The 14,723-nt window shown below is 67.5% G+C and carries 12 protein-coding genes; 7 read left to right on the plus strand and 5 right to left on the minus strand.

Translation table 11 applies throughout. The features are described 5' to 3' along the window. Nucleotides 1-8: 8 nt before the first annotated feature. From mtgA to HB681_RS01445, 5 genes are all read right to left on the minus strand, one after another. Nucleotides 9-758 (minus strand): monofunctional biosynthetic peptidoglycan transglycosylase, encoded by a 750-nt coding sequence (gene mtgA / locus HB681_RS01425; protein WP_213952955.1) that lies wholly within the window; start codon nucleotides 756-758, stop codon nucleotides 9-11. 9 nt (nucleotides 759-767) lie between these two features. After that, nucleotides 768-1,607 carry a shikimate dehydrogenase gene (gene aroE / locus HB681_RS01430; protein WP_213952956.1) on the minus strand — a complete coding sequence of 280 codons (840 nt, stop codon included), beginning with the start codon at nucleotides 1,605-1,607 and terminating at the stop codon, nucleotides 768-770. A gap of 46 nt (nucleotides 1,608-1,653) precedes the next feature. Beyond that, nucleotides 1,654-2,508 (minus strand): TonB family protein, encoded by an 855-nt coding sequence (locus HB681_RS01435; protein WP_213952957.1) that lies wholly within the window; start codon nucleotides 2,506-2,508, stop codon nucleotides 1,654-1,656. Next, the gene (locus HB681_RS01440) at nucleotides 2,505-4,559 is read right to left on the minus strand and encodes an RNB domain-containing ribonuclease (protein ID WP_213952958.1); all 2,055 of its coding nucleotides are present in this window, start codon (nucleotides 4,557-4,559) and stop codon (nucleotides 2,505-2,507) included. The genes HB681_RS01435 and HB681_RS01440 overlap by 4 nt, the downstream gene beginning before the upstream one ends. 79 nt (nucleotides 4,560-4,638) lie before the next feature. After that, nucleotides 4,639-5,232 carry a YqiA/YcfP family alpha/beta fold hydrolase gene (locus HB681_RS01445; protein WP_213952959.1) on the minus strand — a complete coding sequence of 198 codons (594 nt, stop codon included), beginning with the start codon at nucleotides 5,230-5,232 and terminating at the stop codon, nucleotides 4,639-4,641. A gap of 204 nt (nucleotides 5,233-5,436) precedes the next feature. Between HB681_RS01445 and HB681_RS01450 the strand changes: the two genes are divergently transcribed. The 7 genes from HB681_RS01450 (at nucleotide 5,437) to HB681_RS01480 (ending at nucleotide 14,695) form a co-directional block, all read left to right on the plus strand. After that, a complete protein-coding gene (locus tag HB681_RS01450) occupies nucleotides 5,437-6,192 on the plus strand; it encodes a response regulator transcription factor (protein ID WP_213952960.1) in 756 nt (251 codons plus the stop codon). Then, nucleotides 6,192-8,018 (plus strand): histidine kinase, encoded by a 1,827-nt coding sequence (locus HB681_RS01455; protein ID WP_213952961.1) that lies wholly within the window; start codon nucleotides 6,192-6,194, stop codon nucleotides 8,016-8,018. The genes HB681_RS01450 and HB681_RS01455 overlap by 1 nt, the downstream gene beginning before the upstream one ends. Before the next feature lie 59 nt (nucleotides 8,019-8,077). Beyond that, the gene (locus HB681_RS01460; RefSeq protein WP_213952962.1) at nucleotides 8,078-9,055 is read left to right on the plus strand and encodes a tripartite tricarboxylate transporter substrate binding protein; all 978 of its coding nucleotides are present in this window, start codon (nucleotides 8,078-8,080) and stop codon (nucleotides 9,053-9,055) included. A 72-nt stretch (nucleotides 9,056-9,127) separates the two neighbouring features. Continuing rightward, nucleotides 9,128-10,282: a rod shape-determining protein RodA gene (gene rodA, locus HB681_RS01465; protein ID WP_213952963.1), complete on the plus strand. Its 1,155-nt coding sequence runs from the start codon at nucleotides 9,128-9,130 to the stop codon at nucleotides 10,280-10,282. 82 nt (nucleotides 10,283-10,364) lie between these two features. Further along, the gene (locus HB681_RS01470) at nucleotides 10,365-11,675 is read left to right on the plus strand and encodes a serine hydrolase (protein ID WP_213952964.1); all 1,311 of its coding nucleotides are present in this window, start codon (nucleotides 10,365-10,367) and stop codon (nucleotides 11,673-11,675) included. A gap of 198 nt (nucleotides 11,676-11,873) precedes the next feature. Then, nucleotides 11,874-13,334 carry a metalloprotease TldD gene (tldD, locus tag HB681_RS01475; protein ID WP_213952965.1) on the plus strand — a complete coding sequence of 487 codons (1,461 nt, stop codon included), beginning with the start codon at nucleotides 11,874-11,876 and terminating at the stop codon, nucleotides 13,332-13,334. A gap of 239 nt (nucleotides 13,335-13,573) precedes the next feature. Beyond that, nucleotides 13,574-14,695, plus strand: a complete 1,122-nt coding sequence (locus HB681_RS01480) for a 3-deoxy-7-phosphoheptulonate synthase (RefSeq protein WP_213952966.1) — start codon at nucleotides 13,574-13,576, stop codon at nucleotides 14,693-14,695. Nucleotides 14,696-14,723 lie beyond the last annotated feature (28 nt).

Raw genomic sequence — 14,723 nt, forward strand, 5'->3', positions numbered from 1 at the left:
GATCTGCCTCAGGGCAGATCAGCCGACGGCATGCGCGCGACGATGGTCGCACTGCGACCCAGGATGTAGGCCGAGGTCGGCCGGCGCTCGAAGAATTTCGGGCTCGGCAACATCACCGCGAGCCGTGCCGCCTCGTTGGCATTCAGCCGCGCGGCCGGCTTGTTGAAGTAGTGCCGCGACGCGGCCTCTGCGCCGAACACGCCTTCGCCCCATTCGACGTTGTTGAGGTAGATCTCGAGGATGCGCTGCTTGCTGAGCAGCAGTTCCAGCAGCGTCGCCAGCACCAGTTCCTGGCCCTTGCGCAGCAGGGTGCGCTCGCCCGAGAGCAGCAGGTTCTTGGCGAGTTGTTGCGTGATGGTGGAGCCGCCGCGCAGCCTCGGCGGGCGCGCCGGCTTGCCGCTGGCTGCTGCCTGCGCCGCCCGCCTGGCGGCGATCTCCTCGGCCTTGGCATTGCGCTGGCGGGCCTTCTCGATCGCCTCCCATTCCACGCCCTGGTGGTAGATGAACTCGCCATCCTCGCTGGCGATGACGGCGCGCTTGAGCGTCTCCGAGATCTGCGCGTAGGGCACCCAGTCCTGCTGCCACTCGTGCCCGCCATTGGCACGGCCATGCGTTGCGATCTGCCAGGCCTCGGAGCGTTGGAATGCCGTCGATTCAGGATTGATCGCGGCCATCGCCGCGATGCGCACGACGAAGAAGAGTTCGAGAGCCAGTCCTGCCACCAGCAGGCACAGCACCCAACGGAACACGACCCGCATCGCCCGTCGTCAGCCCGCGACCAGCGCGCGCAGTTCCGCCAGCACCTGCGCGGAGGGCGGCCGCACGCCGCGCCAGGTTTCAAAGGCCTCCGCCGCCTGCTCGACCAGCATGCCGAGGCCGTCGCGCGGCACCGCGCCGTTCTCGCGCGCCCAGTCCATGAAGCCGGCCGCGGCCGGCCCGTACATCATGTCGACGGCCAGCGCGCCGGGCTTCAACACGCTGGCGGCCACGGGCACGCCGCCGCCGCCCAGGCTCGACGCGGTGGCGTTGACGACCACGTCGAAGTTGCCGCTGACGGTATCGAGTTCCTGCGCTTCGATCTCGGCGTGGTGCGACAAGGCGAGCGCCGCATGCCGCTGCACCAGCGTCACTGCCTTGCCAAGTGTTCGATTGGCCACCACCACGCGCCGCGCACCCGCTTCGAGAAAGGGCCCGAGCACGCCCGACGCACCACCGCCCGCACCAACCAGCAGCACGTCGCGGCCCTGCAGTTCGACGCCGGCATTGCGCTGGATGTCGTTGACGAGACCCGCACCGTCGGTGTTGTCACCATGGATGCCGTCGTCACGAAAGCTCAGCAGGTTCACCGCTTGCGCCAACGCGGCGCGCGGGGTGACGTGCTGCGCAAGCGCCGCCGCATCGAACTTGAAGGGCACCGTGACATTGCAACCGCGCGCCGTCCCCGCGGGATCGGCGCGCAACGCGGCCACCGCCGTAGCAAAGCCACCGAGCGGCACCAGGCGCCGGCCATAGTCCAGCGCCTCCCCGGTGAGTTCGGCAAAGCGCATGTGGATCCAGGGCGAGCGGCTGTGCTCGATCGGGTTGCCCATCACGCAATACAGGTCCATGGCCTTCTCCCTTCTTGTCTGTCTCGAAGTCGCGATCAGAGTGCCGTCAGGGTGCGGAGGGCCGGGCCTCGAGCGTCTCGTCGCGGGTGAAACGGAAGCGGGAGGGCAGCACGATCTGGTCGGTCTGCCTGCGCATCGCGTCGGTGAACTTGCCGAAATTGCCGATGCTGCGCACGATCGCCTGGGCGCGCTTGTCGAGCAGCGTGTTGCCTGAGCTTTCGACGATCTCCGCACCCACCACGCTGCCGTCGTAGTTGATCGTGACCAGCATGGTCAGGGCGCCGTACAGCTTCTTGCCCGCGGCCTCGGGGAAGTTCTCGGTGCCGCGCGCCTCGATGCGCCGGCGCAGCGCATCGACATACATCGCATAGGCGGCCTCGCGCGTGGCGGGGCTGATGTAGCGCTTCTTGGGTCGCGCGTTTTCCTCGTTCACACGCTTCTCGATCTCGGCCAGCAGTTCCAGCAACTGGCGGCGCTGTTCCTCGCGGTCGCTGCTTTGCGCCGGGTCGCCCGAGTTGCGCGGATCGGGCAGGGGCATGGTGGCGAGTTGCTGCCGGATCTGCGCGAGCAGGAGCTGCTGCTGCGCCTGCATCGATTCGACCTGGCGCTGTGAATCCTCGGACGCATCGCCTACCGCCGTGAAGGCCGAGGGCGGCAGTGGGCTGGTGGCACGGCCGCGCTCCAGGTCGCCGCCGCCGGCCAGCGAGCGCTGCGCGATGGCCTGCGCCTTGTCCGGCTTCTCGTTGGTCGCCGCATTGACCAGGATGACCTCGAGCGCGGTCTCCTTGAACGCGCGGTCGAAGGCCTCGGGATCGGCAAATCGCACGGCCAGCAACACGCCGTGGGCGAGGATCGAAATCCCCAGCGCGATCTGCAGGACGCTGAAGTCGCGCAGGTTCATGCGGGCACGTTGTCCGGGGTGGCCTCGCTGTCCGCCATATCCACGGCGATGGCGATCGGGCCGGCGACTTCCTCTTCGTCGCCGCCATCGTCCTCGATGGCCGCCGCGTCGGGCGCTGCATCGAGGCGTGCGATCACGGTGCCGTGCACGTCGAGCGCGATCTCGTCGATGTCGCCGAGCTTCACCCGCAAGTGCGCCCCGCGCTCCTGCTGGCCGGCCACCGGGAACACCAGCGGCAGGTTGTCGGCGCGCACCAGCGCACCGTTCGGGAAGTCCTTCATCACGGTCGCGTCCAGTTCGGTGATGCCGTTCTGCTGCAGGTACTTGAGCGTCCAGAACCGTTCCATGCCGGCCTGGTAACCGTTGTAGGTGCTGTAGGCCGCATCGAAGCCGGAGAGGATCGAGAACAGGTCGGCGTCCTTCGGCTTGAAGGGCGCGGCCAGCGCGGCGGTCTTGCCGTGGCGAGCGGCGGCGATGATCTGCCACTGGTTGACCAGGTCGGTGTAGCGGCGCAGCGGGGAAGTGCTCCACGCATAGCTCTTGACGCCGATGCCTGCGTGCGGCGCCGGCCTGGTGCCCATGCGGACCTTCACACCCGGCGCCAGGCTGGCCTGGCTGCGGTAGAGGCCCGGCACGCCGAACTCGCCGAGCCAGCTGCCCCAGGTGCTGTTGGCCAGGATCATGGCCTCGGCCACGATGAGGTCCAGCGGCGCGCCACGGCGGCGGGTGCTGATGCTGACCTTTTCTTCACCGCTCGGCTCGCCGACATTCCCCTCAAGCCGGAAGTTGTAATCGGGTCGGTTGAAGTTCTCCGGCTTGCCGCGCACGACTTCGCGCTGCGCCTTCAGGCTGCGCGCCAGGCGGAACAGGAAGCCGAGCGGCTCGCGCAATTGCGTGGCCACCGCCGGCGCGTCGCCGTCGGGCACGCTGGCGTCGGTCAGCCATTCCTCGCTGACGAAGGCGTCGAGCTGGTCGTGCCGCAGGTTGGCAACGATCGGCACGCGTTCCAGTTTGGTCTCGGTGCCCTTCAGTTCGAGCGAGGCTTCGTCGAAAGTCACGTAGAGGGAGACGGCCGGGCAGTCGCGCCCTTCCTGCAGGGTGTACGCGTTCACGATGTCGTCCGGCAGCATCGTGATCTTGTAGCCCGGCATGTAGACCGTGGACATGCGGTTGCGCGCCACCTGGTCGATCGCGCTGCCGGGCACCAGCGCCAGGCCCGGCGCCGCGATGTGGATGCCGACGACGACCGTGCCGCTGCCCAGGCCCCGCACGGAGAGCGCATCGTCGATTTCCGTGGTCTGCGAATCGTCGATGGAAAAGGCCTGCACGCCCTCGGCCAGCGGCAGTGCGTCGGTGATCGCTGGCGCCTGCAGGGCCGGGAAGGCGGTGCCTTTGGGGAAGTTCTCGAACAGGAAGCGCTTCCAGTGGAACTGGTAGGCCGAGTCGATGGCCCCGGCGCGCTCCAGCAGTTCCAGCGGCGGCCGCTGCGAGGCGCGCGAGGCATCGACCACGGCGCGGTATTCGGGCGCGTTCTTGTCGGGCTTGAACAGGATCTTGTAGAGCTGGTCGCGCACCGGCGCCGGGCATGTGCCCTCGGCCAGTTGCTTCGCCCATTCGTCGATCTGCGCCTGCACCTGCTTCTTCTTCTCGATGGCCGCGAGCGCCTGCTGCACGATCTCCGCGGGCGCCTTCTTGAAGCGGCCCTTGCCGGCGCGGCGGAAGTAATGCGGCGCATCGAACAGGCCGAGCAGCGCGGCAGCCTGCTGCGCCAGCGTGGGCTTGTCCTGGAAATAGTCGGCCGCCAGGTCGGCGAAGCCGAACTCTCCCTCGGGCGAGAACTCCCAGGCGAGGTCGAGGTCCATGGTTGCAGCCAGGGCACGCGCCTCGCTGATCAACTCGGCCGGGCCGGGCTTCTCGAAGCGCAGCACGATGTTGGCGGCCTTGACCTTGACGCGCTTGCCGGTGTCGAGCTCGACCTGGGCCGAGGCTTCCGCCTCCGACAGCACGCGACCGCCAAGGTATTTGCCGGCTTCTTCAAACAATACAAACATGGTGACGATTGTCCCATGGGCCCGAGGCGTGAAAACCGAGGGCTTGTGCGCGGATTACCCCGAGGAGTCCGGGGGCGAACTACAGGTTCAGGAACGCCATGACCTCGTCCAGGTGCGCCCGTTCGAAATCCGACAGCGCGTGGTCGCCCTGGTTCAGCAGCTTGATGCGGCTGCCGGCATAGCGCGCCGACATCTCGCGCCAGTCGAGCACCTCGTCACCCTTGGCCACGATCGCGAAGCAGCGCTCCGGCCGCGGCAGCGCCCCCACTTCCAGCGCCTTCAGCTCGCCGATGTACTCCGGGCGGAAATGGAACTGCTGCGCCGGGTCATGCCACTGGGTCTGCGTGCCGATGTGGTGCGCCAGGTCGCGCGCCGGGTCGACCGCCGGGTTCAACAGCACCGCGGGGCAGCGGGTCATTCCAGCCACGTAGGTGGCGTAGAAGCCGCCCAGCGACGAGCCCACCACCGCCATCGACTCGCGCGGCCAGGACGCGATGCCGCGCATGACCATGTCGATGGCCTCGCGCGGCGAGGGCGGCAACTGCGGGCACCACCAGTGAACCTCCGGGTGCGATGCCGCGACGCGGCGCGCCATCACTTGCGCCTTGGTCGAGTTCGGAGACGAGCGGAAGCCGTGCAGGTATAGCAGATGGGTCGCGGGAAGATGTCGCATGCTATGAAATTTATAGCGGGTTATGCAGGGGCCACGGTCACTGCGCGCTGCCTTGTTCTGGAGGGAGGTGTCATCGTAGGGCGGGCGGGCGGACCCCGGCAGGAGCCCGTGCGGCTAGTTTGTAACAAGTGTCGACTCACTCCGCCTCGCCATGCATCCCATGAATTCGGCAGTCAACAATGTGTATTAACTGTTACTCGATTTATGCTCAGGCCCATGTCCCCCACAGAAACGACCTTGACATCGCCCCCGCCCTGGGGCGTCCTGGTCGTGGAGGACGACAACCATGCCCGCGCGTTCTTCGAGGCGAGCGTGCGGCGCAGCCCGCGGCTGCAGTGGCTTGGCGGCGCGGCCTCCGTGCGCGAGGCGCTGGACTGGCTCGACGGCGACGCGGTGGCTCCGGACGTGCTGCTGGTGGACCTCGGCCTGCCCGACGGCAGCGGACTCGACGTGATCTCGGCCGCAGTGGCCCGCTACCCGCAGTGCGAGCCCCTCGTGATCTCGGTCTTCGGCGACGAGGACAGCGTGCTCGCGAGCATCGAGGCCGGAGCACTTGGTTACATCCACAAGGACGCCGCGCCAGAGGACATCGCCCTCACCATCCTCGAGATGAAGGCCGGAGCCTCGCCGATCTCGCCGATGATCGCGCGGCGCGTGCTGGCGCGATACCGGCTGCTGCAGTCGGGCGGCCGGGCCGAGCCCGATGCGGCGCCCACCACGCCCCCGCCAGGCCCGGACGGCGCGGCGCGAGCGCTGCTCTCGCGCCGCGAGCAGGAGGTGCTGACGCTGATCGCCCGCGGCTTCTCGTACGCCGAGATCGCGCGCCTGCAAGGCCTCAGCGTGCACACGGTGCAAACCCACATCAAGCACCTCTATGGCAAGCTGGCGGTTCACTCCAAGAACGAGGCGGTCTTCGAGGCCATGCGCCTGGGCCTGCTGCACCACCCGGGCGCGGCCTGATGCGCGGCTGGCGCGCCGCGGCCATGGCGCTGCTGGTGTGCTGGGCCTGCGCCTTCGCGTCTGCCCACACCGGAGCGGCCGTCCTGGAATTGCGGCAGGGCAGCGTCAGCAGCACCGTCGATGGCCAGGCCACCACGGCGCCGGTGGAACTGCCCTACAACTGGGACCACGAACAACATGCGCGGCCCGGCATGGCCAGTTTCTCGCTGCCCTTCACGCTGCCCGGGCGGCCCGACGGCCCCTGGGCCCTGTACCTGCAACGCATCGGCAGCACCTTCGAAGTGCGCCTCAATGGCGAACTGCTGCGCGTGCATGGCGACCTGTCGCACGGCAACGGTGCGGACTATGCGAAGTCGCCGAGGTCGCTGATGATCCCGGCGCAGTTGCTGCGCGCCGGCACCAACCTGCTCGAAGTCCGCCTGCGGGCCGATTCCGGGCGCCGCGCCGGCTTGTCCCCGGTCCTGATCGGCCCGGCCGACGATGTGCTGGCGGCCTTCAGCGTCGACTACGCCTGGCGTTTCACCGGCTCCGTCCTGCTGGTGGGTTTCAGCGTCGTCGTCGGTGCCATCGCGCTGGCCTTGTGGCTCACGCAGTCCGACAGCGGCGTGGCCGGCGGGCGCCGACGCGAACCCGTCTATTTCTGGGCCGCGCTGGCGGAATTCTGCTGGGCCTTGCGCGTGGCCGATGCCGCCATCGCCACGCCGCCGATCGGCTGGGTGGGCTGGGGCACGCTGATGACCGCCTGCTATTCGGGCTGGGCCGCGTCGGCGATGCTGTTCTGCCACCATGTCGCGGGCTGGGACCGGCACCCCCGCATGCGCTGGATGGGGTGGTCCATGGCCCTCATGTTCTTCGGCTCCATTGCCTGCTGCTGGATCTCGCTGAGCCGCGCCGACCCGCGCTGGCTGACCGGGTGGCTGGCGCTGGAACTGGTCGGCGTGATCGGCTACATCGGCGTCTTTGCCGTGGCCACGGTGCGCCGGCCCGACACCGGGCGCGTGCTGGTCGGCTCGGCCGCGGTGCTGACGGTGCTGGTGGCGCTGCGCGACTGGGCCGTGATCCGCCTGAGCGACAGCTACGGTGAAACCACCTGGGTGCGCTACACATCGGTGTTCTTCGGCATCGCCTTGCTGGCCATCGTGCTCGAGCGCTTCCAGGCCGCCAGCACCCAGGCCAGGAACCTGCTCGGCACCCTGGCCGCCCGCGTGGCCGATCGGGAGCGCGAACTGGCCTCGACCTACGCCCGGCTCGACGCCACCAGCCGCGAGCAGGCGCGCACGCTCGAGCGTGAACGCATCCTGCGCGACATGCACGACGGCGTCGGCTCGCACATCAGCGCGGCCATCCACCAGATCCAGTCCGGCCAGGCCCGGCCATCGGAGCTGATGCGCACGCTGCGCGATTCGCTGGACCAGCTCAAGCTGTCGATCGACGCGATCCACATGCCGCCCGGGGACGTGGGTGCGTTGCTGGCCGCGTTGCGCTATCGGCTGGAGCCGCGGCTGGCCGCATCCAGCGTGGGGCTGGAGTGGGCGGTGGATGAACTCGAACCCGTGGCGCGCCTGGACGCCCCTGCCATGCGGCAACTGCAATTCCTGCTGTTCGAGGTCATCTCCAACGTGCTGCAGCACGCCGGCGCCAGCGTGCTGCGCATCGAGGCCGCTATGCACGAGGGCGTGCTGCGATTGCGCGCCGTGGACAACGGCCGCGGCTTCGACGCCAGCCAGCCGCCGCGCGCCCTGCGCCAGCGCGCGCAGGCCATCGGCGCGCACCTGGCGCTGGAAAGCCAGCCGGGGCGGACGGTGGTACAGCTCGCCTTTCCGTGACGGCGGCCTCGGCAGGCGCGTTTCCTGCTAACTGCGGTCAGCACTTTCCAGAGGACGCCATGAACCGCTTCAACCCCTCGCGGCGCACCGCGCTGCATTGGCTCGCAGCCAGCGCTGCCGCAGCCACTTTCCCCGCCTACGCACAATGGCCGGACCGGCCCATCCGGATCATCGTGACTTTCCCTCCGGGTGGCTCGAGCGACGTGCTGGCCCGCCTCATGGCGGAGCAACTGGGCAAGAAGCTGGGGCAGCCGGTCGTCGTCGACAACAAGCCCGGCGCGGGAGGCACCATTGGCGGCACGCTCGTGGCCACGGCGCCGCCGGATGGCTATACGCTGCTGCTCTCCAACACGACGCCCATCGCGCTCGGCCCGTTCACCCTGGAGAAGCAGCCCTACGATCCGGTGGCTGACTTCACCCACATGGCCTACCTGGGCGCCGCGCCGCTCGTCATCATGGCCAGCAAGCCGTCCGGCATCAATACCTATGCCGAGTTCGAGGCCGTCGCCAGGAAGCAGGGGCGCATGGACTTCGGCTCCGGCGGCCCCGGCTCCATCGGGCACATCCACGGCGAACTGCTCAAGAAGACGACCGGCCTGAACATGGTGCACGTGCCCTATCGCGGCGGCGCGCCGATGACCACCGACCTGATCGCCAACACCATCCCGATCGGCATCGATGTCATCACCTCGTACATCCCCTTCTTCAAGGGCGGGCAGCTTGTTCCCCTGGCAGTGACAAGCGCTCAGCGCGCGCCGCTGATGCCTGAGGTGCCCACCATGGTGGAGTTGAAGCAGCCCAAGCTGGTTCTCGAGAACTTTTTCGGCCTGTCCGGCCCGCCCAGGATGCCTGCCGACGTGGTGGCCCGGATCAACTCGGCATGCAATGAAGTGCTGGTGATGCCCGATATCCAGAAGAAGTTGACGGAACTGGCCATCGTGGCAAAGCCGGAGACCGTCGCGATGTTCAATGACTTCGTGAAAGAACAGGTGGGTGTGCTGGGCCCGACGGTCAAGGCCGCGGGAATCAAGCTTTAGCGGGCGTTTCCAGGCGGCGCATGTTGCCTCCCCGCGGTCATTCTCGGGTGGGCGGGGCGATAATTGCGCCCCATGTCGGCCGTCTTCCAGCAACCTTCCCTCGCGCGCCGCATCGCGCCCATCTTCCAGGGCTTCGATGGCTACCTGGCCTTCGCCGTGCTGCTCTTGGTTTGCGCGGGCTTGGTCACGATGTATTCGTCCGGCTATGACCACGGAACGCGCTTCATCGACCACGGCCGCAACATGCTGCTGGCGGCGTTCATCATGTTCGTGGTGGCGCAGATACCGCCGCAGCGCTTGATGGCGTTTGCGGTGCCGCTCTACACCGTGGGCGTCGCGCTGCTGATCGCGGTGGCGGTGTTCGGCATCACCAAGAAAGGCGCGAGGCGCTGGATCAACGTCGGCGTGGTCATCCAGCCCAGCGAGATCCTCAAGATCGCCATGCCGCTGATGCTGGCCTGGTGGTTCCAGCGCCGCGAAGGCCAGTTGCGGCCGCTCGACTTCATCGTGGCCACCGTGCTGCTGGGGGTGCCGGTCGGCCTCATCATGAAGCAGCCCGACCTCGGCACCGCGCTGCTGGTGCTGGCGGCGGGCATGTCGGTGATCTTCTTTGCGGGGCTGTCCTGGAAGCTGATCGTGCCGCCGGTGGTGATCGGCCTCGTCGCGGTGGCGCTGATCGTCGGCTACGAATCGACACTGTGCGCAGACGGCTTCGACTGGCGCGTGCTGCACGACTACCAGAAGCAGCGCATCTGCACGTTGCTCGATCCGACCAAGGACCCGCTCGGCAAGGGCTTCCACATCATCCAGGGCATGATCGCCATCGGCTCGGGCGGCATCGGCGGCAAGGGCTTCATGCAGGGCACGCAGACGCACCTTGAGTTCGTGCCCGAGCGCACCACCGACTTCATCTTCGCGGCCTATTCCGAGGAATTCGGGCTGGTCGGCAACGCGTTTCTGATCGTCTCCTTCGTCTTCCTGATCTTCCGCGGACTGGCCATCGCGATGGACGCGCCCACGCTGTTCTCGCGCCTGCTGGCCGGCTCAGTCACGATGATCTTCTTCACCTACGCCTTCGTGAACATGGGCATGGTGAGCGGCATCCTGCCGGTGGTAGGCGTGCCCTTGCCCTTCATCAGCTATGGCGGCACGGCGATGGTCACGCTGGGACTGGCGCTGGGCATCCTGATGTCGATCTCGCGCGCGCGGCGTCTGATGCAGTCGTAGCCCATGTCCCCGGCGCGATAGCCTCGGACCCCGGCACCGGCTTCAATCGGTGCGCATTCCCCAAAATCAACGGAGACAAGACATGGCGTTCCTCATCGCCCGCGCGAGCGCGGGCATTGCACTGGCCGCGGCCACCGCATTCAGCATGGCACAGACACCTCCCGCGCCGCTCTCGTCCACCGACAGCGACCCCGTCAAGCTCGGCTGGATGCAGGGCTCGCCAGCGCCGGCCGACAAGCAGGTCAGCTTCCAGAACGCCGGCCAGTTTCCGCAGGTCCGCTGGGCCCTGCAGCACATGCGTGAACTCGTGCCCAGCCGCAACGTCTGGCGCGGCTCGGGCGCGGCCACCGAACTGCCGCGCGCCGAGCGCGACTGGTCGGGCTTCACCTTCACGGACGATCGCGGTCAGAAGGTCGGCATCGATGCCTATGCCGAGCGCAGCTACACCGACGCCATCGTCGTGCTGCACAAGGGCCGCGTGGTGCTGGAGCGCTACTGGAGCGGCATGACGCCGAACACGCCGCACGCGGTGTTCTCGGTCACCAAGTCCCTCACCGGCGTGCTGGCCTCGCAACTCATCGCAGAAGGCAAGCTCGACCCGAACGCGAAAGTGTCGAGCTACATCCCCGAACTCGCCGGCACCGCGTGGGAAGACGCGACCGTCCAGCAGACGCTCGACATGACGGCCGGCGTCAGGTTCCGCGAGGACTATGCCGACCCGACCTCCGAAATGAACCAGTACGCGATGGCCTCGGGCCTGGTGCCGACGCCGCCGACGTGGAACGGCCCGCGCGACACCATCACCTTCCTGAAGACCTTGAAGAAGGAGGGCGAGCACGGCGCCGGCTTCAGCTACAAGACCGTCCACTCCGAGATCATCGGCTGGCTGGTGAACCGGGTCACGGGCAAGCCGTTCTCGCAAAACCTCAGCGAGCGCGTCTGGAGCCGCATGGGGGCCGAGAACGACGCTGCGATCAACATCGACCGCCTCGGTTTCGAGTCGATGGGCTCCGGCTTCAACGCCACCGCGCGCGACCTGGCCCGCTTCGGCGAGATGCTGCGCAACGACGGGCAGGTCGGCGGCGTGTTCAGCCGGCAGCAGTTGGTCTCCAAGGCGGCGGTCGACCTGATCCGCGCCGGTGGCGACCGCGAGAAGTTCAAGGCCGGCAACCAGGCTGCGCGCCCCGGCTACTCGTACCGCAACCAGTGGTGGATCCTGCACAACGCCGACGGCGCATTCGAGGCCTCGGGCATCTACGGCCAGTACATCCACGTCAACCCGAAGGCCGAAGTGGTGATCGTCAGGCTCGGCTCCACGCCCGGCGCGGCAAACGGCCCGCTGCACGGCTTGCATATGCGCGCCTTCCAGGCCATCGCCGACACGGTGCGCTGAAGCAATCGGACAGCCGAACGCAGAAGAAAGACAAAAGTACGCAGAAGTCGCAGAAGGGCAATTCAAGATTATTTTGGTATTCCTTTTGCGATTTCTGCGAAACCTTTGCGACTTCTGCGTTCGGCTGCCCGCATCCGGCTGCCCCGTGCGCTAACCCCCCGGCACACAGCGATCATCGGCGCGAGCAATAATGCCCCGATGATCTCCCGCGAACCCACCATCGAGCGCCTCGCCACGGCGCAAAGCCTCCTGCTCACGCCTTTCGGACTCGACGAGTCCCACCTGTCGCGTGCGCTGGCCGAGATCACCGCGCACAAGGTGGACGACGCCGACCTCTACTTCCAGTACACGCGCAGCGAAGGCTGGAGCCTGGAAGAGGGCATCGTGAAGACCGGCAGCTTCAGCATCGACCAGGGCGTCGGCGTGCGCGCGGTCAGCGGCGAGAAGACGGCCTTCGCCTATTCGGACGACATTTCCGAAGCCTCGCTGCTGGACGCCGCGCGCACGGTCCGCTCGATCTCCTCCGCCGGCCGCTCGGCCCGTGTGAAGGCGCCGGTGCGCAAGATCGCCTCCAGCCGCTCGCTCTACAACGGCATCGACCCGATCTCCACGCTAAACAGCACCGCCAAGGTCGAACTGCTCGGCCGGGTCGAGAAGCTGGCCCGCGCGCGGGACCCGCGCGTGTCGCAAGTGATGGCCGGGCTCGCCAGCGAATACGACGTGGTGCTGGTAGCCCGCGCCGATGGCACGCTCGCCGCGGACGTGCGCCCGCTGGTGCGACTGTCCGTCACCGTCATCGCCGAGCAGAACGGCCGCCGCGAAATGGGTTCGGGCGGTGGCGGCGGCCGCTTCGGCCTGGCTTACTTCGACGAAGCCCATATTGCCGAGTACGTCGAGCAGGCGGTCAGCGCCGCGCTCGTCAACCTCGAATCGCGCCCCGCACCTGCCGGCGAGATGACCGTGGTCCTCGGCCCGGGCTGGCCCGGCATCCTGCTGCACGAAGCCATCGGCCACGGCCTGGAAGGCGACTTCAACCGCAAGGGTTCGAGCGCGTTTTCGGGCCGCATCGGCCAGCGCGTCGCGGCCAAGGGCGTCACTGTGCTGGACGACGGCACCATCGCCGACCGCCGCGGCTCGCTCAACGTGGACGACGAGGGCAACGCCAGCCAGCGCAACGTCCTGATCGAGGACGGCATCCTCAAGGGCTACATCCAGGACTCGCTCAACGCGCGCCTCATGAAGGTCAAGCCCACCGGCAACGGCCGCCGCGAAAGCTATGCCCACGTACCGATGCCGCGCATGACCAACACCTACATGCTCGGCGGCAAGAAGGACCCGAAGGAAATCGTGGCCAGCATCAAGAAGGGCCTCTACGCCACGAACTTCGGCGGTGGCCAGGTCGACATCACCAGCGGCAAGTTCGTGTTCTCCGCGAGCGAGGCCTACTGGGTTGAAAACGGCAAGATCCAGTACCCGGTGAAGGGCGCGACCATCGTCGGCAACGGCCCCGATGCGCTCACGCGCGTGACCATGATCGGCAACGACATGGCGCTCGATTCGGGCGTGGGCACCTGCGGCAAGGAAGGACAGAGCGTGCCGGTCGGCGTGGGCCAGCCCACGCTGCGCATCGACGGCCTGACCGTCGGCGGCACCGCCTGAGCAGGCGATCCCGGCGGTCCGGCTGAGCCAGATCCGCGGTTTCCCGCCAGCAACTCTTGTGCTACATTCGCCACCCATGTCTTTGCGCGCAGCTTACTTTTTTTCGTACTTTTGGTTCCGGATGTCCGGCGGCCTAGAGGCGAGCGCGTAGAACACAGACGCACACCCCCAAAGACCGCCGGCGCTCACGCCCCGGCGGTTTTTTTATGCCTTCTCGAAATCCAACCTGGAGCACCACGATGACCCCTCCCAACACCCAGCAGCCCGGCGACAGCTGGTATGCGAACGTCGAAAAGACCAGCCAGACCGACGACGAACGCATCAAGGACATCAACGTGTTGCCCCCTCCCGAACATCTGATCCGCTTCTTCCCGATCCGCGGGACACCGGTCGAGACGCTGATCACCGGCACGCGCCGCGCTATCCACAACATCATGGCGGGCAAGGACGACCGGCTGCTGGTGGTCATGGGCCCGTGCTCCATCCACGACCCTGCGGCCGCAGTCGATTACGCGCGCCGGCTCAAGGCCGAGCGCGAGAAATACGCCGATTCGCTGGAGATCGTGATGCGCGTCTACTTCGAGAAACCGCGGACCACGGTCGGCTGGAAGGGCCTCATCAACGACCCGTACCTCGACGAGAGCTACCGCATCGACGAAGGCCTGCGCATGGCGCGCCAGTTGCTCATCGATATCAACCGCCTCGGCCTGCCGGCCGGCAGCGAATTCCTCGACGTGATCTCGCCGCAGTACATCGGCGACCTGATCTCTTGGGGGGCGATCGGCGCGCGCACCACTGAAAGCCAGGTGCATCGCGAACTGGCCTCGGGCCTGTCGGCGCCAATCGGCTTCAAGAACGGCACGGACGGCAACATCCGTATCGCCACCGACGCGATCCAGGCGGCGGCGCGCGGGCACCACTTCCTCTCGGTGCACAAGAACGGCCAGGTCGCGATCGTGCAGACCAACGGCAACCGGGATTGCCACGTCATCCTGCGCGGGGGCAAGGCGCCCAACTATGACGCGGCCAGCGTGGCCGAAGCCTGCAAGGACCTCGAAGCGGCCAAGTTGCCGCCCACGTTGATGGTGGATTGCAGCCATGCCAACAGCTCCAAGCAGCACCAGAAGCAGATCGACGTGGCGCGAGACATCGCAGCGCAGATCGGCGGGGGGAGCAAGCGCGTGTTCGGCGTGATGATCGAGAGCCATCTGATTGCCGGCGCACAGAAGTTCACGCCCGGCAAGGACAAGATCGCCGGCCTCGAATACGGCAAGAGCATCACCGATGCGTGCATCGGCTGGGACGATTCAGCCGCAGTGCTTGAAACGCTGTCCCAGGCGGTCAAGCAGCGCCGCGGCTGAGGGCCCTTGTGGCGCAGCGCCTTGGGCA

It is taken from the genome of Variovorax sp. dw_954, from assembly GCF_018449755.1.
Taxonomy (GTDB): domain Bacteria; phylum Pseudomonadota; class Gammaproteobacteria; order Burkholderiales; family Burkholderiaceae_C; genus Variovorax.

Coding starts and splice junctions, on each gene's coding strand:
- mtgA (WP_213952955.1), bottom strand. CDS start 758: ATGCGGGTCGTGTTCCGTTGGGTGCTGTGCCTGCTGGTGGCAGGACTG.
- aroE (WP_213952956.1), bottom strand. CDS start 1,607: ATGGACCTGTATTGCGTGATGGGCAACCCGATCGAGCACAGCCGCTCG.
- HB681_RS01435 (WP_213952957.1), bottom strand. CDS start 2,508: ATGAACCTGCGCGACTTCAGCGTCCTGCAGATCGCGCTGGGGATTTCG.
- HB681_RS01440 (WP_213952958.1), bottom strand. CDS start 4,559: ATGTTTGTATTGTTTGAAGAAGCCGGCAAATACCTTGGCGGTCGCGTG.
- HB681_RS01445 (WP_213952959.1), bottom strand. CDS start 5,232: ATGCGACATCTTCCCGCGACCCATCTGCTATACCTGCACGGCTTCCGC.
- HB681_RS01450 (WP_213952960.1), top strand. CDS start 5,437: ATGCTCAGGCCCATGTCCCCCACAGAAACGACCTTGACATCGCCCCCG.
- HB681_RS01455 (WP_213952961.1), top strand. CDS start 6,192: ATGCGCGGCTGGCGCGCCGCGGCCATGGCGCTGCTGGTGTGCTGGGCC.
- HB681_RS01460 (WP_213952962.1), top strand. CDS start 8,078: ATGAACCGCTTCAACCCCTCGCGGCGCACCGCGCTGCATTGGCTCGCA.
- rodA (WP_213952963.1), top strand. CDS start 9,128: ATGTCGGCCGTCTTCCAGCAACCTTCCCTCGCGCGCCGCATCGCGCCC.
- HB681_RS01470 (WP_213952964.1), top strand. CDS start 10,365: ATGGCGTTCCTCATCGCCCGCGCGAGCGCGGGCATTGCACTGGCCGCG.
- tldD (WP_213952965.1), top strand. CDS start 11,874: ATGATCTCCCGCGAACCCACCATCGAGCGCCTCGCCACGGCGCAAAGC.
- HB681_RS01480 (WP_213952966.1), top strand. CDS start 13,574: ATGACCCCTCCCAACACCCAGCAGCCCGGCGACAGCTGGTATGCGAAC.